Origin of the sequence: Lysinibacillus sp. RS10 (assembly GCF_041956855.1) — a bacterium.
Taxonomy (GTDB): Bacteria; Bacillota; Bacilli; order Bacillales_A; family Planococcaceae; genus Lysinibacillus; species Lysinibacillus xylanilyticus_A.
The window spans coordinates 3,341,564-3,361,408 of the sequence record NZ_CP167122.1 but is presented as its reverse complement, the minus strand read 5'-3'; the positions used below and the strand labels follow the sequence as shown (position 1 = coordinate 3,361,408).

General features: G+C 37.7%; 18 protein-coding genes. 11 read left to right on the top strand and 7 right to left on the bottom strand.

Annotation, left to right across the window (positions count from 1 at the left end; translation table 11 throughout):
• Positions 1 to 80: 80 nt before the first annotated feature.
• The 3 genes from ACB089_RS17165 (at position 81) to ACB089_RS17155 (ending at position 1,674) form a co-directional block, all read left to right on the top strand.
• Positions 81 to 359 carry a CPCC family cysteine-rich protein gene (locus ACB089_RS17165; protein WP_374967481.1) on the top strand — a complete coding sequence of 93 codons (279 nt, stop codon included), beginning with the start codon at positions 81 to 83 and terminating at the stop codon, positions 357 to 359.
• On the top strand, positions 356 to 487 hold the full coding sequence (locus ACB089_RS17160) for a hypothetical protein (RefSeq protein ID WP_374967480.1): 132 nt from the start codon (positions 356 to 358) through the stop codon (positions 485 to 487). Before ACB089_RS17165 ends, ACB089_RS17160 begins: the two co-directional genes overlap by 4 nt.
• Before the next feature lie 203 nt (positions 488 to 690).
• A complete protein-coding gene (locus ACB089_RS17155) occupies positions 691 to 1,674 on the top strand; it encodes a biotin--[acetyl-CoA-carboxylase] ligase (RefSeq protein ID WP_374967479.1) in 984 nt (327 codons plus the stop codon).
• 435 nt (positions 1,675 to 2,109) lie between these two features.
• Here ACB089_RS17155 and ACB089_RS17150 read toward each other — a convergent pair whose 3' ends face one another.
• From ACB089_RS17150 to ACB089_RS17140, 3 genes are read right to left on the bottom strand one after another with little or no spacing between them, the layout of a single operon-like run.
• On the bottom strand, positions 2,110 to 2,943 hold the full coding sequence (locus ACB089_RS17150) for a DUF4097 family beta strand repeat-containing protein (RefSeq protein WP_374967478.1): 834 nt from the start codon (positions 2,941 to 2,943) through the stop codon (positions 2,110 to 2,112).
• Positions 2,943 to 3,542, bottom strand: a complete 600-nt coding sequence (locus ACB089_RS17145; protein ID WP_374967477.1) for a DUF1700 domain-containing protein — start codon at positions 3,540 to 3,542, stop codon at positions 2,943 to 2,945. Before ACB089_RS17145 ends, ACB089_RS17150 begins: the two co-directional genes overlap by 1 nt.
• Positions 3,535 to 3,855, bottom strand: coding sequence for a PadR family transcriptional regulator (locus ACB089_RS17140; protein WP_374967476.1), 321 nt, complete (start codon positions 3,853 to 3,855; stop codon positions 3,535 to 3,537). The genes ACB089_RS17145 and ACB089_RS17140 overlap by 8 nt, the downstream gene beginning before the upstream one ends.
• Before the next feature lie 572 nt (positions 3,856 to 4,427).
• Here ACB089_RS17140 and panB point away from each other — a divergent pair.
• From panB to panD, 5 genes are all read left to right on the top strand, one after another.
• Positions 4,428 to 5,264: a 3-methyl-2-oxobutanoate hydroxymethyltransferase gene (panB, locus tag ACB089_RS17135; protein WP_374967475.1), complete on the top strand. Its 837-nt coding sequence runs from the start codon at positions 4,428 to 4,430 to the stop codon at positions 5,262 to 5,264.
• Positions 5,264 to 5,362, top strand: coding sequence for a pantoate--beta-alanine ligase (locus ACB089_RS17130; protein ID WP_374967474.1), 99 nt, complete (start codon positions 5,264 to 5,266; stop codon positions 5,360 to 5,362). Before panB ends, ACB089_RS17130 begins: the two co-directional genes overlap by 1 nt.
• 579 nt (positions 5,363 to 5,941) lie before the next feature.
• Complete coding sequence (locus tag ACB089_RS17125) at positions 5,942 to 7,144, top strand: RNA-guided endonuclease InsQ/TnpB family protein (protein WP_374967473.1); 1,203 nt, start codon at positions 5,942 to 5,944, stop codon at positions 7,142 to 7,144.
• Positions 7,145 to 7,294: 150 nt separating this feature from the next.
• Positions 7,295 to 8,116, top strand: a complete 822-nt coding sequence (gene panC, locus ACB089_RS17120; protein WP_374967472.1) for a pantoate--beta-alanine ligase — start codon at positions 7,295 to 7,297, stop codon at positions 8,114 to 8,116.
• 1 nt (position 8,117) lies between these two features.
• Positions 8,118 to 8,501, top strand: a complete 384-nt coding sequence (panD, locus tag ACB089_RS17115; RefSeq protein ID WP_374967471.1) for an aspartate 1-decarboxylase — start codon at positions 8,118 to 8,120, stop codon at positions 8,499 to 8,501.
• Positions 8,502 to 8,696: 195 nt separating this feature from the next.
• Here the strand turns inward: panD and ACB089_RS17110 are convergent, their stop codons facing one another.
• A complete protein-coding gene (locus ACB089_RS17110; protein ID WP_374967470.1) occupies positions 8,697 to 9,455 on the bottom strand; it encodes a hypothetical protein in 759 nt (252 codons plus the stop codon).
• Positions 9,456 to 9,872: 417 nt separating this feature from the next.
• Here ACB089_RS17110 and dinG point away from each other — a divergent pair, with 417 nt between their 5' ends.
• Entirely contained in the window at positions 9,873 to 12,644 is a 2,772-nt protein-coding gene (dinG, locus tag ACB089_RS17105) for an ATP-dependent DNA helicase DinG (RefSeq protein ID WP_374967469.1), read from the top strand.
• Positions 12,645 to 12,801: 157 nt separating this feature from the next.
• On the opposite strand, the gene ACB089_RS17100 is transcribed toward dinG, so the two are convergent.
• Complete coding sequence (locus ACB089_RS17100; protein WP_374967468.1) at positions 12,802 to 14,604, bottom strand: diguanylate cyclase; 1,803 nt, start codon at positions 14,602 to 14,604, stop codon at positions 12,802 to 12,804.
• Between the two features lie 610 nt (positions 14,605 to 15,214).
• Between ACB089_RS17100 and ACB089_RS17095 the strand changes: the two genes are divergently transcribed.
• The gene (locus ACB089_RS17095) at positions 15,215 to 15,577 is read left to right on the top strand and encodes a DUF378 domain-containing protein (protein ID WP_374967467.1); all 363 of its coding nucleotides are present in this window, start codon (positions 15,215 to 15,217) and stop codon (positions 15,575 to 15,577) included.
• 148 nt (positions 15,578 to 15,725) lie between these two features.
• Here the strand turns inward: ACB089_RS17095 and ACB089_RS17090 are convergent, their stop codons facing one another.
• Both ACB089_RS17090 and ACB089_RS17085 read right to left on the bottom strand, forming a co-directional pair.
• Entirely contained in the window at positions 15,726 to 17,093 is a 1,368-nt protein-coding gene (locus tag ACB089_RS17090; protein WP_374967466.1) for an aspartate aminotransferase family protein, read from the bottom strand.
• 155 nt (positions 17,094 to 17,248) lie between these two features.
• On the bottom strand, positions 17,249 to 18,415 hold the full coding sequence (locus ACB089_RS17085) for a PucR family transcriptional regulator (protein ID WP_374967465.1): 1,167 nt from the start codon (positions 18,413 to 18,415) through the stop codon (positions 17,249 to 17,251).
• A 139-nt stretch (positions 18,416 to 18,554) separates the two neighbouring features.
• On the opposite strand from ACB089_RS17085, the gene ACB089_RS17080 reads away from it, so the two are divergent.
• Positions 18,555 to 19,799 (top strand): Zn-dependent hydrolase, encoded by a 1,245-nt coding sequence (locus ACB089_RS17080; RefSeq protein ID WP_374967464.1) that lies wholly within the window; start codon positions 18,555 to 18,557, stop codon positions 19,797 to 19,799.
• The last annotated feature ends 46 nt before the right edge of the window (positions 19,800 to 19,845 follow it).

Here is a 19,845-nt window from a genome sequence, read left to right as displayed (position 1 = left end):
TTGGTTCTACTCAGCGAACCTTTAACGGAACTTTATCTTTCGATGTAATGTTAAAATAGAGTTGAAAGTCTGGTGATTATATGAAATATTCTTGTCCGTGTTGTGGATATAAAACAATTGATAGTGATGGCCATTACGACATCTGTCCAATTTGTTTTTGGGAGGATGATCCTTTTCAGAAAGTAAATATAGATGAAGAGGGGGCTAATAAAATCTCTTTGGTAGAGGCACAAGCAAATTATTTTCGTTTGGGTGTCTCAGAAGAGCGATTTAGTCATCATGTTAGAAAGCCTAGAATTGAAGATAAAAGAAATCCTGATTGGAAACCGATTAAAGAATCTTTATGGGGGGTGTTATGAAGTACTTTGAAGAAGCTAAATATATTTGGGGAAATTATGTTCCAAATAGTGAGCAGGCAGATACAGTTGAAGGTGAACTAATAAGAGCGATTGAAAGACTTCAGTGCGAAATTGATTTGACAGAATAATTGACCATATTATTGAATGGGCTTTTACGCATAAAGGACCTAATAAAAGAGAAAACGATCCGACATAATATAGGGAAAAAGTGGATAATTGGTAGCTGAAAGATATTTGATGATAGCTTGTAGTCAATTGTCATAATTTACAGTATGATTATTACTAATAAGAGGATGAGAATAGTAGAACTTACTAAAGGATTGATTTGAACATGAGTATTTCCATGAAGGATGAAATTTTAAAAAGAATATTAGCTGCTAATGGTGAAGCAGTTTCAGGTCAGGAGCTAGCAGATTCTCTTGGCGTATCACGAACAGCTGTATGGAAACATATGCAGACGCTACAGGAGGAAGGCTATACATTTGAAACCGTAAAGAAAAAAGGCTATGTACTTACGGGTGTGCCAAATAGCTTAAGTCCAACACAAATTGAGCTCTTTTTAAATACAGAACGATTTGGGCGTGAAATTCACTATTTTGATGTTGTTGATTCAACACAAACAATTGCCCATAAGCTTGCACAGGAAGGTGCACCACATGGCACGATCATCATCGGTGAGGAGCAAACTGCTGGTCGTGGTCGTATGGCGCGTCCTTGGGAGTCTGCAAAAGGTACAGGTATTTGGATGACCATTATCGTGAGACCTGACGTGAGTCCTCAGCAAGCTTCATCGTATACGCTTGTCGTAGCAGTTGCGGTTACAATGGCTATTAAAACATTATATAAACATGTTGAGCCAGCCATTAAATGGCCCAATGATTTACTCATTAAAGGTAAGAAATGCACAGGTATTTTAACGGAAATGCAGGCTGAGGCAGATCTTGTTCAAGCACTACTAGTAGGCATCGGTATAAATGCAAACCAAGTCGAATCAGATTTCTCACCTGAGATTGCGAATATTGCAACATCTTTACGCTTAGAAGCGGGTGAAGAAATTAATCGTGCAGCCCTTGTCGCATCTATTTTACAATACTTAGAACAATTTACGGAATTATACGTGAAAGAGGGCTTTGCTAGCATTAAAAAGCTATGGGAACAAATGTCATGTACCATTGGGCAACGTGTTGAAGTGACAACTTTACGTGGACGCTTTGAAGGCATTGCCAGTGGAGTTACGGATGAAGGTGTACTACAGCTGATTCAAGATGATGGCACAGTCCGAACAATTTACGCTGGAGATATAAAAATTTTATAAACCAAAAGCTGCAAGAATCATTATGAATCTTGCAGCTTTCTTTCGTGTTCAATGCAATTTATAGTAAGAGTTTTTAGCAGCGCAAAAGGGAGTACAAGCGGCGGACCCCCCGACTTTAGCGGCGGAAAAGGGAGTACAAGCGGCGGAATTCCCGACTTTAGCGGCGGAAAAGGGAGTACAAGCGGCGGACCCCCCGACTTTAGCGGCGCAAAAGAGAGTCCAACCGGCGGAGCAGCAAACTTTAGCGGCGGCCCCCCCGACTTTAGCGGCGGAAAAGGGAGTCCAACCGGCGGAGCAGCAAACTTTAGCGGCGGCCCCCCCGACTTTAGCGGCGCAAAAGAGAGTCCAACCGGCGGAACAACAAACTTTAGCGGCGCAAATAAGAGTCCAACCGACGAACAACCACTTCTATCATCTAAATTGCCGATGCTCACTTTATTTCAACGTTAACATTAAGTCACCATGTGAAATTGTTGCTTTTAGCTGGTTGTCCCCTTTATATTCTTGTGATACATTGCCGTTTTGTTCCTTCTTATCAACTGTAAGATCCCCAAAGTCCGTGTTTAATTCATAGCCAATTTCACTTTTTTTGTTTTGCAAGTCAAGTGTAGTATCTCCAAAGTTAGACGTAATAGTGGACTGACCTTTTAATGTACCATCGATGTTAATATCACCATTCTCACTTTCGACAACGAAGCCATTGCTTGAAAATTGCTGTAGCTTCATATCACCAAACGATTGAGTAATCTCTGTTTTATCACCAGTAGTGTTTTTAAATAGTATATCTCCATAATTTTCAATCAGATTTAACTGCTGATAGTTTAGATCACGAATGGTCATATCTCCAAAATTGCTATCGATGTCAACGATTTTCAATGTCACATCTTTAGGAACATAGATTGTGATGGAAGGAGTATTAAAGCTACCAAACCCTAATTGTAGATCATTTTTTTTCTTACCCTTCGTTTCGATAGTTAATGTATTATCTTTAATGCTGTACGTAATATCATCATCTTCCACAACATTCGTTTCTAAGGCATAACGATCGCTAGTAACAATTTCAACATCGCCATAGTCATTGACAATATTGATGCTAGTAAAATCATCTAGTTCATAAGAATGGTTTACTAGATTATTGTTCTTGGGTACCTGGATGCCTTCATCAGTTAACACAAAACTCCATTTTCCACCAGAGAAATAACCAACTAGAGCTAACAATATGCCAAAAGCAATCATAGTCATAGCGATATGTGTATGTCGAGACATCATTAGTAACCCTCCTTCCGCTTTTTCGTTATTTTATGGAATAGTCTAGCTAGTGCTTCAACACAAATAACGACTATTTTTTTAATAAAACGAGCAACGACTGGGAAAAGTAAGATGCCTAGACCTGTAACAATAAAGCCAACACCCATAAAGAGTAATGCTGTCGGCCAGTCCTCCGTTAAAATGAAGAAGCCTGAAATAAGTGCAACGATTCCACCGAAAATGATACTAAGGACAGTTGCAATAATAGCTAAGACAACGCTGAAAATGACTACACCAAATGAAAAAATAAGTGCTATAGCAACTGCCAATAACGGTATTGAAAGTGGGGCAGATAGTATTGCTAGAATGATGAGCCAAATAGCAGTCACATTCTTCTTAGTCGAAGTCGAGGTTTCATCTAAATCCCTTAATGCAGAGTCCGCCATTATTTGTGATGCAACATGAGAAGGGGAGCCTAGTTGTTGAATGATCTGCTGCTCGTTTTCTTCTCCTGCTTCATCGAAATATTCCTCATAATAGGCAAGCGCAGCATCAATCTCATGCGCTGGAAGACGTTGTAATTTCCCCCGTAGCTTTTTCAAATAGCTTGCTCTATTCATTATATTTCCCTCCTAAAAGTACACAATCGATATTTTCTTTATACAGTTGCCATTCTTTTAATAGCTCCAGTAATCGAATTCGACCTTGCTCGGTAATTTGGTAATAGCGTCTATTTCTACCTTGATAGGGCTGATCGTAGGTTGTTAAATAATTTGCTTTTTGTAAACGACGTAATACTGGATACAGCGTAGATTCTGATATATCCATCACAGATTGTACTTGCTGTGTTAATGAGTAACCATAAGCATCCTCTTTATCGACGATGGCAAGTACACAAGCGTCAAGTAAAGCTGAGCCAAGTTGAAATGTCATTTTCCTCACCTCACAATGTAATACCTATACAGGGTCTTATATTATATATCGTATAGTATGGTGGAAGTATATTACATATTGCATTGAATTGTCAAATTTTATAAATAAGTACGCTCCGGAAATTAAAAGTGACGATCATGTCTTTAAAATAGTAACAAAAACCAATTTTTTGATACTTTTTTTAATGAACAATAAATTAATTGGCGTCATTATTAGAAAATAATATTTGAAGATTACTAGAGGAATCTGTTATAGTATGTGCTGAAGGGCAGTATCCTTTTGTGAACGGCACCTTCAAAAGCGTAAGACCTATTACAATAAATATCTGCCTTGATCTTTTAATGACAGGGACGGAAGAAAACAAGCGTTCAAAAATAGTACTTGATTCAATGAAATAGGCTATTCTCTCAAAGAATTGGATTGTGTATGCCTATGAAAAATCAAGATACGGCCTCTTATCAAAATTCAAGACAAGAGGTATTTTTGATGACGAACGAAACACTACCCTTCTGTCCATTTTAGGTACAGAGGGGTTTTTCTGTTTTCTTCCCTTAAAAAAGGAGGACTACACAATGAAAACGACTTCAGATTTTTTAAAGATGAAGGCAGCAGGTGAGAAAATCGTTATGCTCACTGCCTATGATTACCCTGCTGCAAAATTTGCCGAGGATGCAGGCGTCGATATGATTCTAGTGGGAGATTCACTAGGCATGGTCGTACTAGGTTATGACTCTACAATGCCAGTAACAGTAGCGGACATGGTTCATCATGCAAAAGCAGTAAGGCGCGGAGCAAAGGACACATTTGTTGTTGTTGATATGCCATTTGGTTCGTATCACGGTGATGTAAACGAAACGTTGAAAAAGGCAGTATTCATGATGCAGGAGACGAGAGCCGATGCACTTAAGGTAGAGGGTGCTGGAGATGTTATTCCAGTAATTCGTAAATTAACGTCGGCGGGCATTCCGGTGGTAGCACACTTAGGTTTATTACCACAATCGGCAGGGGTGCTTGGTGGTTACAAAGTACAGGGCAAAACAGCTGAGCAGGCAACGAAACTTATCGAAGATGCGAAACAATGCCAAGAGGCTGGTGCTTGTGCAGTTGTTTTAGAATGTATTCCACATCAGTTAACAGAAATGGTATCTGCTAATCTTATTATTCCAACGATTGGTATTGGTGCTGGTGTAGAGGCTGATGGACAAGTATTGGTTTATCATGACATGCTAAGCTACGGTTCACATCATGTACCGAAATTTGTGGAACAGTTTGCTAATATGGGCCAAGAAGCAAGCAGTGGAATTGCTAGTTACGTAGAAGCGGTAAAAGCAGGCACATTCCCAGCACCGAAGCATTCCTTCACAATGAAAGAGGAAGCATTGGATCAGCTATATGGGGGCGTAAAGTAATGAAAGTCGTAACTACAATCCAAGCACTAACCGTAGAAATCCAAGCAGCCAAACAAGCTCAAAAAACAATTGGACTTGTTCCGACGATGGGTAACTAAACTGTTACAACAAATTTAGACAAAACTATACAAACCTGTATAGAAGTATAGATTTATAACAGAATACCCTTCGTATCAAGCGATTGGTGCGAACTCCACGTTAATTGCTTTTAACTCCTAAAGCCTTGTGACCAAAGCGGAGCTGGAAACGGCAGACGTAACGGTGCGAAAGCAGAAAAAACAACAAGGATGGCATAAGCTGAAAAAAATTACTCAGTGTCCGTAAAGGATCATCGTGACAACGGAAAACGGTGGCGCTAAGTGCTTTGGCAATGGATGTTTAGCAGCGAACTCCTAAATCTCTAATGAGACAAGGAAGACGTTCAACGACTATCTCCTTGAGGGAGAGTAAAACCGCAAGCGAATGGCGGAAGAAAAATGTGGCTCTTATTAGAAAATAAGATGAAGATATAGTCTGCGCTTATGTGAAAGCATAAGAGGTCTACTCGTGAGAGAAAGACTGCATGAAGGGTTGCGCCTTCGTGTGAACAAGAAAAATAGATACAAATTTAAAAAATGTTAACAACCTCTCTAAATAGGGTAAAGTGATTTTATCATATTGAAAGAGAGGTGGTACGCATGGAATTAATGTCCATTGGAAAATTTGCTAAACGTGTTGGTGTAAATGTTGTCACGCTAGGGACAAAGATCAGACTAAAACCAACTAAAGAACAAGAGGTTTTGTTTTGGAAGTCTGCGGGGACTGCGAGATGGGCTTACAATTATTTCTTGGCTGAAAGCGAACGTATTTATAACGACGAGAAGCGTACAGTCAAAGAGGGCGAAGTTCGTAAGAAAATCAATAACGAGCTGAAACCAACAACGCATAAATGGCTGAAGGAAGTCGGAAGCAATGTGATGAAACAGGCGGTGAAAGATGCCGATATTGCTAGAAAGCGTTGGTTCGAAGGCATGACTGAAAAGCCAAGGTTCAAAAGCAGACGAAGAAGTAAAGTTAGTTTTTATGTAAATTACGAAAGTTTAAAACGAACAAATGAAGGTTTTAGAGGAGAAAAGATTGGTAGTGTAAAAACTTGCAATGCGCTTCCTAAGCTTAAAAAAAGTCATAAATATTCGAATCCACGCATTTCGTTTGACGGACGAAACTGGTTCTTATCCATTGGGTTTGAGCAAGAATTTGAGCCATATGATTTGACCGACGAAAGTTTAGGAATTGATGTGGGTATCGAAAAATTGGCAGTTTGTTCTGATGGTGAGTTCAAAAAGAACATGAACAAAACCAAAGAAGTCAAACGATTAGAGCAAAAGTTGAAGCGAGAACAACGACAACTAGCTCGTAAGCTTGAAGCCAACACGAAAGAGTATACTAAAAAACGAAAGCCAATCTATAAAATACCTTTAAAGAATATGAAAAATATTCAAAAACAAAACACTGAAATTCGTAATTTATATAAGCGACTTAACGACATCCGAACAAATCATTTACATCAGTGTTCTAATGAGATCGTGAAAACCAAGCCATCTCGTATTGTAATGGAACATTTAAATGTAAAAGGGTTGATGAAAAACAAACATCTGGCGAAGGCGGTAGCCGGGCAGAAGTTATATGAATTCAAACGGCAAATTCAATACAAATGTAAAAAATACGGAATTGAATTTATTGAAGCCGACAGATGGTTTCCATCATCAAAAACTTGTTCTTCTTGTGGACAAGTCAAATCCGATTTGAGACTGAAAGACAGATTATTTATCTGCTCTTGCGGATTAAAGATGGATAGAGATTTGAACGCAAGCATTAACTTAGCAAATTATTCAATCTAAGAAGCTTAACTGAAACTAAGCCTTAGATGTGTACGCAACGATACTGCGGAATTTAAGCCTTTGGAGAGTCATACAAAATGGTAGTAGCGTTTTGCGAAACCAGACTCGGAGAATAAGGAAGACACAAATACGAAAGTCGGAAGATATAAGTTGTGTCACAGTAGAGATGTCTACATTTTTTTAAGAAATGTATATGTTTTTCGTATCGGGTATTTACATGACGGTCATTTAACGCTAGCAAAAACAGCCCGTGCCGAAAATGATTTAGTCGTTATGAGTATCTTTGTAAACCCAACACAATTTGGGCCAAATGAAGACTTTGAAAGCTATCCGCGTGATTTGCCACGAGATACTGCTTTGGCAGAGTCTGTTGGTGTAGATATTGTTTTCGCACCAAGTGTTGAAGAAATGTATCCTCACGATGGCGGTATTCGTATTCATGCGGGTGAACAAGCAACAATCCTTTGCGGGGCGAGCCGTCCAGGCCATTTTGATGGCGTTTTACAGGTTGTATCAAAATTATTTCAACTAACACAGCCGACACGAGCTTATTTCGGCCAAAAGGATGCACAACAAGTTGCTATTATTGCTACGATGGTACGCGATTTTAATTTCCCTTTGGACATGCGAGTAGTGCCAATTGTGCGTGAAGAGGACGGCTTAGCCAAATCTTCTCGTAATGTCTATTTAAGTGAAGTAGAGCGTAAAGAGGCACCAGCAATTAATGAAGCACTGCAGCTTGCTCGTCACAGCTTTTTAGCGAATGGTGATGCAGTCAATGCACTTGCTAAAGCAAAGAATCACATTGCAGCACGTACACACGGAGAAATAGATTATTTTGAGCTATTAGCGTATCCAGACTTAACACCAATAACGGCTGAAACGGAGCAAGTACTGTTAGCAGCGGCTGTATATATGGGTAAAACTCGTTTAATTGATAATTGTATCTTTAATGTGAAAGAAGGATTATAATATGTTGCGAATGATGATGAATAGTAAAATCCACCGTGCTACAGTGACACAAGCAGATTTAAATTACGTTGGATCAATAACAATAGATGAGGATATTTTAGATGCAGTAGGTATGCTTCCGAATGAAAAGGTCCATATCGTCAATAACAACAATGGGGCACGCTTTGAAACCTACATTATTGCAGGGGAGCGTGGATCAGGCGTTATTTGTGTGAACGGTGCAGCAGCACGTCTAGTACAATGTGGAGATATTGTGATTATTATTTCTTATGTGTATGTAGACAACGAAGAGGCAAAGGATCATAAGCCTACGGTTGCCATTATGGGACAAGGTAATACGATTAAAGAAATGATATCCTATGAGCCAGAAGCAACGGTGATGTAGTGTGATAAAGTTGGATACTACTTTATAACTTAATATATTGAAAGTGTACATTACTAAATTTATTTTAATGATGTACACTTTTTATTATGTCAAAAAATTGTTAAAGAGAAGGCATATCAGAGATTTGTAATGAAAATCTAACAATGAAGAATGGACACTACTGATTCTAAGTGTCATTGATTTGCCACATGAGCATTAAAGTGTATTTAAAAAGTTTTCCAAACTAAAATATTGCGTTAAAGATACCTTTCTTCCTTCTTTGTTCCAGCGATGATAAACTTCAAAAACATGATGCACATTGTTATTTGAACGTTCCTCCACTAAGAATTTGATGGTTTGGAAGCTACGCCAGTAGTCATACATAATACTAGTTAAACTTTCAGATTCATAACTAGCAGTACCAAAATCATCTAATGAATGTTCTCCATATTTATCTTTAAACAAATGAATCAATTCTAACTCAATCTTTGCAATTTCATTGAATTGATTTTCATTGAGCGTTAATTTTTTTGATAAATATTCGCACATTCCTTCTTCAAACCAAATGCTATCCATTCGATCATCATCAAATTCATCGAGAAATAAATCCGAATGATGCGTTAGTTCATGGGCTAAAATGCAAAAAATATGGTCATTACTAATCGTTTTATAGTATTTCTCTATCTCCAAATGTTGTTGATCTTCTAATTGTCTTAAAAATAACTGTCTCCAATCCTCAAGGTTCGGATTCATATAGATACTATCTTTATTTGTATATGCAGGAATAGGTACATTTGAAAAGATATTTGTCGCAATTTCTTCTGAAGTCCATACAATCGCCTTAGGAATATCATGAAGTTCATATTCTTTTTCTAATAGTTGACGATAAATCTCTAATTTATCAACAAAATATTGAGTTGTTTGTATATTCTTTTGATACTGTTCTATATTTTTATACGCAAAAATTTGTTTCATTTCTGAAGTATCCCCCCTAATTGTACCTTTTAAATTGTATATGTTTTTGGCTCATCACCAAGAGTTGTGGATGACATTTGTTAAGACGTATGCTTGTAAATAAGTTGATTGGAGTGGAGGCTGGGCGACTCCTTGGGGATCAGCGTCACAGATGAGACCCTGGAGCGAGCAACGCGAGTGAAGCGGCTCATCGGACGCCCCCAGGAAAGCGCCCAGTCGGAACGGAAATCAACCACACGTTATGGTGATGGGCTATGTCTTTACAAATATTATATATAAATTAAAAATTCTTACTATAAATCCTGGTAATCGTTCAGAAGTCTTTTTTTATGACCAATCAACAATGGCAGAGGGATGCCGCTAAGCCAAATATATGTTAAAATTCATCTATCTAATGTGAACTGTGAGTTGAGATGTATGATGGAAAGTCAAAAGTATGCAATTGTAGATTTGGAGACGACTGGTCATTCACCGGCAAATGGGGACCGAATGATTCAAATAGCCATTGTTATTATGAAAGATTGGAAAATTGAGCGCACCTTTACGAAGTTTATTTATCCAGGTAAATCCATTCCAACTTTTATTCAGGATTTAACGCATATTACGGATGAGGATGTAAAGGATGCCTTGCCGTTCGAGGCACATGCCGACTACATATATGAATTACTTGCTGACTGTGTATTTGTCGCGCATAATGCGGATTTTGACTTATCTTTTTTACAAGCGGAATTCAAGCGTGCTGGTTTACCGAAATGGCAGGGTAATAAGATGGACACGGTTGAGCTTGCCAAAATATTGTTCCCGATGTCACTCAGCTTTAAGCTAGGTGATTTAGCGGCTGATTTAAATATAGAGCTAACAAACGCACACCGAGCAGACGATGATGCCCGTGCAACAGCTGAGCTCTTTATACGTTGCTGGAAGGAGCTACTCTGTCTCCCGCAGCTAACGCTTGAACAAATGCATAAACGTTCATTCAGATTAAAATCAAATTTATCCCAGCTGTTCTTCGAGGCGCTTCAAATTAAACGACAGCATGTCACTACTAATGAAAATGTCTCCTATTACCGCAATTTGGCTGTTTGTGATGGACGAAAAAAGTATACAAATAATGCAGAGATTGTAGCGTACCCACAAACGGCAGCTGACAAAATATCATTAATGACAAAGGCGATGCCGAATTTTGAGCAACGACCTGCACAATTCGAGATGATGGACACTATTTGGCAGGCGTTAAATGACAAAAGAGAGTGCGTTATTGAGGCTTCAACAGGTATTGGTAAAACAGCAGGCTATTTACTTCCTGCGATTTTGTATGCTCGAGCAGTCGATAAAAAAATTGCGATTAGCACATATACGTCACACTTGCAGGAGCAGCTTGTTGAAGAAGAGCTACCCAAGATCGAAAAAATCCTTGGCACTAAAGTAAATATTGCTGTTCTAAAGGGCATGCAGCACTATATTGACCTTACACGTTTTGAGCAATGTATGGCATATGCAGATGAATCCTATGACGATACCTTTACGATTTTACAGATTCTCGTTTGGCTTACTAAAACAGAAACAGGTGTGTTAAGTGAGCTCAATGTTTCTGGTGGCGGACAGTTATTTTTAGAGAAAATCCGAAAAATGCCTGATGAAAAACCTTCAAGGGGCTTTGATTTCTATGAGCAAGCGTTAAAAAATAGTGAATTTGCCGATTGTATTGTGACCAATCATTCTATGGTACTCAGTGATTTAGTCCGCCAAACTCCGATTTTTACACAAATCGATGGATGGATTATTGATGAAGCACATCAATTTGTACAATCCGCCATGCAACAAGATGAAATTGTATTCTCTTATACGCAGTGGAAGTATATTTTCGGCCAAATCGGAACGATGGAGGAAACGGCTTTATTCCAGCAATTCAGTCAGGCAGCTAAGAAAAAACAACGTGTTCCTATGCAAAGTTTACAACGACTAGATGCACAATTGATACGCCTACAACGGACATTCGATGAAACCATTCAGCGAGCTGTGCAAAAAATGCAGCAACAAATAAAAGGGAAACAAGCTAGTAGCAAAAGGACTTTGTTTTTAGAGGATGTATCGTTAGCAAAAGAACCGCTTTTGCAAGTGAGTAAGCTCACACAGCAGTGGCTTGATCTTGCGACAGAGGTAGGTCATACCTTTGAAAATAATATTGAGCAATTAGATAAAAACGAGCTCTATATATTATCAGAATGGCATTATTGGATCCGTGAATTGAAGGTGAAAATCGCTGAGTGGGAGGAAATTTTCCTATCGCAACAAGATGATAATTCAGTGTGGCTAGAATTTGATTTACGGAGTGTTCCTGGAAGCTTGCATGTCTTTAAAAAGCCTGTTAATGTCACGCCTATTATCGAAAAAGTACTTGCACCACTTCGTAAGCAGGCAAGTATTGTTTGGACTTCAGGGACTTTAACTGTGCCGGGCAATGAACGTTTTGTGACCCGTCAGCTTGGTATTTCTGATCGTGTGCAGGTAATAAAGCTTCAAGCACCACCAGCCTATTATGCAGGAGCGAAAGCATTTATTGTCACGGACATGCCTGATATTCAACATGTGTCACAGGATGAATATATTGAAGCGGTTGCCCAAGCCATTACCCGTACGGTGCGGATGACTGAAGGACGTTGTTTCGTTTTATTTACGGCGCAGGACATGCTTCGCAAAACAGTAGAACTTATTCAAGATAGTGAACTCCTGGATGACTATATGCTTTTTGCACAAGGCGTTACGGGTGGTAGCCGTATGCGAATTCTGAAATCATTCCAAAAGTTTAGCCATTCGGTACTCTTTGGTACAAACAGCTTTTGGGAAGGTGTGGACGTTCCAGGTGACGCACTGGCATCGGTTATTGTTGTTCGTTTACCGTTTTCTTCGCCAGAAGAGCCTGTATTTAAGGCGCGAGCAAAACACCTTACTGCACAAGGTCTTAATTCCTTCAATGAGTTATCATTACCGGAAGCCATCATGCGTTTTAAACAAGGCTTTGGTCGTTTGATCCGTTCATCACAAGATAAAGGAGCCTTTATAGTTTTAGACCGCCGCATTTCAACAAAGTCGTACGGTAAGGAGTTTATCAAGGCATTACCACCGATTGATGTGAAAAAATTGCAGCTACCTGAGTTGTTAAAGGAACTTAATAATTGGCAGAAATAGATGAAACCCCTTTTGGCAAAACTGCTAAAAGGGGTTTTTCGTAGAATAGAATCTAGCTAAAAAGTAACGGTTGGCCAAAGAGTGCAGGGAGCGGAGCGAAAAGCAAAAAGCGAAAAGCAAAAGGCGTCAAGACAAAATGACTGTCTTTGACGCGTCTTTATTTAATAGAGACAGGGACATCATCTATTAAAAATTCAACACAATTTCTGCCTTGCTCTTTTGCTTGATATAAAGCTTTATCACATCTAAATAATAAAGTATTTAGTGTATCACCATCTCCATAGCTAGTTACACCAAAGCTACTAGTTTTTCGGTGCACGACAGGGAATTGATGATTTTCTAATCGTTGACGAAGCTTTTCAGAAAGCTTAACAGCAACATCTAGTGTAGTTTGAGGGCAAATAACTAAAAATTCCTCACCACCCCATCTTCCAATTGTATCTTGCGGTCGAATCGTATTTTGCAGGATCTCGGCTACGTTCATTAAAACTAAGTCGCCTACTTGATGGCCGAACTCATCATTTACTTCTTTAAAATAATCAATATCTAGTAGAATTATAGAGAACGGAGCGTCATGATGTTGGGCATGTTCTATAGCTTCCGCTAACACATAGTCTAACCTTACACGATTAGGGATTTGAGTAAGACGATCTGTATTTGCTAATTTTTCAAGGTCAAGTTTTGCACTTTCTAGCTCTTGTGTTCGTTCTTTTACTTTATGTTCGAGCGTTTCAGTGAGCAATTGTTGCATTTCCTGATGCTCTTTTTTTATTATATTAATTTTATCGCCTAAGGCTAATGACAAAAATATAGCTTCGACAATAGCACCCACTGCAGGAACAGCCTCAAATATAATTGGATGGAAAGGAATAATATTTAAAAAAGCGAATGCTTGTACAATGATGGAACCAAGCAGAACAGTCCAACCGACTATATAAAATCTAGCCATTTTGTGGCCTTTTAACCACACAAATATTCCTGATAACCAAAGAAAAATAAAGACAACTACAGCAAAAATACTTGTGAAATTATTTGCAATCGCAACATCAGGGATGATAAATGAAGTAATTAAAGAAAATATCGTGATCCCTAATAGTATATTTCCTATTTTGTGGAATCGAGGTAAGTATTTTTTTAGTTCTAGAAACTCTTTACTAAATAGAATCATAAATAAAAATAATATATTGCCACTTATGGCTGCGGATTTGATTAACAACCATTTAGGCAAAAGTTGTCCTACTAGTTCAATATCTAAAGAATTCAAAGTAGCTTGATAGAGAATAAAACTAAACATATACAAAACATAGTAAAAGTAAGCTTTTTCTTTTAACGAAAAAAATAGAAATAAATTGTAGATTAATAATGCGGTTAAGAATCCATAAAAAATCCCTGTTAAAAATTTATAGTCAATAATCTTATTGGCAAAGCTATCCGTTGTGAAAAGATAAGAAATTGTATTTAATGGTAATTGTCCATCTAATTTTATATAAATTTCTTTGACGGTTGGATCTTCGATTTCAAATAAATTAGAACGAAAATGAATTTTTTGTTCATCAATATTTGCTATGCCTCTTTTTTGAACACTATAGGAGCCATCTTCTTTCACTAAAAACATGTCAATGCTATTTAATTTGTCTGTTACCTCTAACCAGTAAGACTCCTGTTTATCCTTTAATATTTCATCGGCATCTAACCGTAGCCAAATCGTATCATTCGTATGCCCAAAAGATAAATAATTGTCTTTACTAGCGACAAAGGAATTGTCATATGTACCACTTAATATATCTTCTATCGTAATTTTTTTTGACGGGTCACGAAAAATATCATAATGCTTACCCAATATTATAGGTTCTGATTGTTCTGTCGCATGACATGTTAAGTTGAATTGTGTAAAAGTAAATATAAGTACGATAAAAAAATAAAATAACAGGTTGATTTTTTTAATTTTATTTTTCATCATTCATTCTTTCTCCTATCCTAATCCCTCTCCTTCAGTTTTTAGTAAGGGTGCTGATGGAAAGGTTTAATAAGGTACTCTAAAAATAGAGTATTATGTAAATATATCACACTTTATTCTAAAATTAGGATTTTTTCTGATAATATATAAAATATTTGAAAAAAGTTACGATAATTGTTAACGAAAGAATTCGCAAAGCCATAAGAGCAAGAATGATGGTGGCTCATCAACAATATGGAGGCATCATCATGTCAAAAATCAAGGAATTTAATGAACTATATTTAGCGAAAAAGCGATAGTCTATAGGAAATGTGCCCAGTCGGAACGGCAATCAGCTAATGCTACGGTGATGAGTCATTAAAGAGTGGCTCAATATCTGTGATTCACTAACATTTCTTTTGTTTGTAGTAAAGACTTAGCCTAGTCAGCCTTTTGTATAAAAAAGCGGTTATTGCAAAAAATAAGACCGTCAAAATGGGCAATTTAATTACAATAAGTGTTTGTAATTTTATCACTTGTTATGACAGTTTTTTTCTGCAAATCGAACGCTTTATACATGTGAAAAATGGACCTGTATACTGGCTTCGTATCTACAAATGAAGGAGGTGTAAACATGAGCGTAGTTTATAGAATCGCTTTAGTGTTAGTCATCATTGGAGCAATCAACTGGGGATTCATTGGATTCTTTGGATTTGATTTAGTTGCCTATTTGTTTGGTGGACAAACTGCGGTATTGTCACGATGGATTTATGCATTCATTGGGTTAGCCGGACTAATATCGTTACCGATTCTTGTTATGCGATTTGATGAGGATGAAGATCTTCTTGATACAAATGACCTGGATCCTTATAATCGTATAGACCGAAATCCTAGCTATGGTATGGAGGCTGGGGAAGAAGCGGATTTTCTTGAAATAAAAACAACTGAAGTGAAAAAAGTAGAAAAAAAGGATTCACAAAACAAGAAAGATTACTGATATTCCCTCAAAAAAACTGGTGACCATTGATCTGACCCAAAAAAGTTAGACATATTTAGTTAAGTAACTTTTAAGACCTGCGTTTACCCGATTGGTGAAAACTAATAATCAGTGGGGATGAAAAAACCCCACTGATTAAAAGTTCACTTTATGGCTGTTGTAGAAGTGTGTTTAACGCAGTCGTCAATTTCTCCACAATAAAATCTTTTTCGTCCGAAGTGATAATCAGTGGAGGAGACAGTGTTAGGATATTGTTAAAGCCCGCAACAGTGACTCCATTTTTGCCGATAATTAATCCCTGATCTTTACATAAGCTAATCACCTTGTTGACATCAGCTATATCAAGTGGCGTCTTACTATTTTTATCGCTTACAAGCTCAATACCTATTAATAAGCCCTTGCCACGAATGTTACCTACATATGGGTGATCTTTTAACTGCTCTTGTAATTCAGATAGAAGAAGAGATCCCACTTCCGCAGAGCGTGTAAATAGATTTTCCTGTTCCATAATTTCAATGTTTTTCAATGCAACCGCACAGGCTGCTGGAGAGCCACCAAACGTGTTGACATGACGGAAAAAGTCATACTCCTCGCTACCTGCAAACGCCTCATAAACTTCACGTCGTACAGCTGTGGCAGATAGAGGCATATAAGCGCTCGTTAAGCCTTTTGCCATTGTCACAATATCCGGTTGAATCCCATAGTTTTGGAAGCCAAATGCTTTTCCAGTACGTCCAAAACCACAAATTACCTCATCGACAATTAGCAAGGCACCCTGTTTTTCACAGACAGCTTGTACTCCTCGTAAATAATTTTCATGTGGCATAATGACACCACCGCCTGTAATAATAGGCTCCATAATAACAGCGGCGATAGTATCTGACATCTCCCAAGTCATCACATTGTCGATGGCCTGCACAGATGGTAATGAAGTAGGATCGTTACTTTTGATAGGATCTTCATTAGCACGATAAGAGTCAGGTGGCGAAACATGAATAAATCCAGGAGCAAATGGCTCATATTTATATTTGCGCTGAGCTTGTCCTGTTGCAGCTAATGCGCCCATAGAGCTACCATGATACGCACGATAACGAGAGATAATTTTTGTGCGGCTAGCATTGCCCTTTTGCTGATGATATTGTCGTGCAATTTTAAATGCAACTTCATTTGCTTCAGAGCCACTATTTGAGAAAAATACGACATAATCATCGCCTAGAAGTTCACTAATTTTTTCACTCAATTGGATGGCAGGTATATGACCTACCGATAAAGGTGTATACGTATTTTCTAGTAATTGCTCATAAGCCACTTTTGCAATTTCCTCACGTCCATAACCAACATTTACGCACCATAAACCAGACATTGCATCGAGGTATCGTTTCCCACCAATGTCTGTAATCCAAGCTCCTTTTGACTTTTCAACAATCATCGTTGCATTCGGATTATAGGGCTTCATAGCATGCCAAACATATTGCTCATCTTTGACTTGCCAGTTTTGACCTGTTAAATTTGCCACTAAGGTTCAATCCTCCTAAACAATTAGTTTTGCAAACATTCATCTATATGAGGCAACAAAATGCAAAGTCGACCCCATTTGTACTTTATATGAATGCATAAAGTGATTTAGAAGGTGAATGTATTAATCGAAAATTCAGATAGATATAATTGCGTTTATTGATGCGTCAACACATCTTCAATCAAAAATGCGATATAGAGATTTGTTTTTGTGAATGGGTTACTTAAGTCCATATCTAATAGCGTTTCTATTTTTTTTAGTTTATAAAGGACTGTGTTGCGATGAATAAATTGGCGTTCGCTAATCTTGCTAGTACTACCATTTTCCTCGAGAAAAATGCGTAAAAATTGTACATAATCTGTGTTATGCAATTCATCATAGCGGTAAAGCTGACCTAAGATGTCTTGATTATAGGATTTGATTAATGTTTGATTTTGCACGGCCATTATTATTTTATAGGCACCAATTTCTTTATATTTGTATAGGAAACGGTTGTTATGAAGTTTTGCTAATTGGATTACTGTTAATGATTCATCATAGCTCTTGCGAACATTTTCAAGTTCTTTATGATAATTTCCTTTACCAATGATAATATCCAAGTAACCATTTTTTTGCGTTATTTTGTCGTATATTTCTTCAACGATTTTTGAGAAGGGAGTATTTGGTGTATTGATTTGTGCTCTGTCGATTAAAAAGATGAGGTGATTTTTATGCTTTAGTTTTAAGAAGCGTTTATATCTATTTTGAAATGCAAATTGAATCATGACCTCATAACGGTCAATACTAGCTTGTGCACCATTTGTTGTGCATGAAATGATGGCAAATTCTCTACCTTGTGGAAAACCTAACAGTGTTAATTGATCTTTAATATAGTGGGCGTTTTGTTTGTAGTGAAAAAGTAAGTTGTAGAGAATCTTTTCTTCGATGGAAAGCTCTTGATGGTGGTTGGAAATAAATTGAAATGTTGTTTTTAATAGATCTGCTATTCGATAACTCCATGGCATTTGAAAAATAGGGAAATCATGTTTGTTGGCAAATGTGATGACTGATTCTGGTATTTCCGGAATATATGGACCAGTATTAATAATGAAACCTGCTACTTTTTTAGAGAAAGCTAGTTTAACAAGCTGCTCTAAGTCTCCTTGTGAAGATAAATTAATACCTGTAGTCACAACTAATTCATTAGGTCTACAAAACATAATTAAATCGATGCTTTCTACTACGTTAATCCCTGTAACTCTTCGATATGTTCCGCTTTGTCCGGCTACTAATGTTAGCATTGGGAATTGAACTCCCTCTACAATTTTGCGAATCGTCCCCATTTTTCCCCCCCTTATTATGAACATAACTTACCATATATTATGTGCGGATGCACATATTTTTTTAGTTTGCTATCCATATCTCATCATTTTTATCTCTTATAGAATGTGTATTAACTACTGTGAAAGAGAGGACTTGCATATGTATAAGTGTAATAGTAGACGATTGCAAGAGTTAATTGAACAATTTAGTCAATTTGGAGCTACTGAAAATGGTGGCGTAACCCGTTTATCTCTTTCGAATGAAGATGTTTTAGCAAGAAACTATTTTTGTGAGTGTTGTGAAGAATTAGGGATGGATATTAAAGTCGATGATATGGGTAATATTTATGCCATTCTACCTGGGAAAAAGGATGTCCCGCCAATTGTCATGGGATCGCATTTAGATTCCGTTGAAAAGGGTGGGAAATTTGATGGTGTGTTGGGCATTTTAACAGCCATAGAGGCAATTAGAACGTTAAAGGAAAACGAGATTGAGCTAGATATACCGTTAATGATTGTTAATTTTACGAATGAAGAAGGTGCTCGTTTTGATCCAGCAATGATGAGCTCTGGCGTCATCTCATCCAAATTTGAAAAAGAAAAGATGCTGCAATCTGTCGACAAAAAGGGCACTAGTTTCGAAGAAGCATTGCAAGCAAGCGGCTATGAGGGAGATCAAGAAAATCGCTTAAAAGAAGCACTTGCTTATATTGAATTGCATATCGAGCAAGGACCAGTTTTAGAGGCGAAACAACTGGAAATAGGAGTTGTTGAAGGTGTTTTAGGCATGGTTTGTTATGAAATTAAGGTTACAGGTCAATCCAATCACGCGGGGACAACTCCAATGTCCATGCGTCAAGATCCAATGATTGTGACTTCGAAAATTATGACGCATTTACATGAAGAGCTCGGAAAAATTGATGAACAGTTAGTGTTTACCTTTGGTCGAGTGAATGTTTCTCCAAATATTCATACAGTTATACCAAACAATGTGACTTTTACGATTGATTCACGTCATCAAAACCCACAAATTATGCAAAAGGTTGAGGACATACTGAATAATCTTCCTACAGAAGAAATGGGTTGTAGCATTAAGCCAGTTAAGCTGTGGGGTAGGGAAACAGTCTATTTTGATACAAAGATTTGTAATGAGGTGGAAAGGGCTTGTCAAAGCTTCGGCTATACTGCTCATCGAATGTTTAGCGGGGCAGGGCATGATGCGCAATATATTGCAAGTATCGTACCTTCGGCGATGATTTTTGTACCAAGTATTAATGGTAAGAGTCATTGTGAGGAAGAGGAAACAACATTTGAAGATTGTGCGAAAGGAGCAGACGTACTACTGGAAACAGTGTTAACGCTGCAAACAAAGTTCAGTATGGGCGAGACATACACGTTAAATTAAGACGGGTATTGTAAATTCTACATTGTGAAGTACATTTTCCATTATT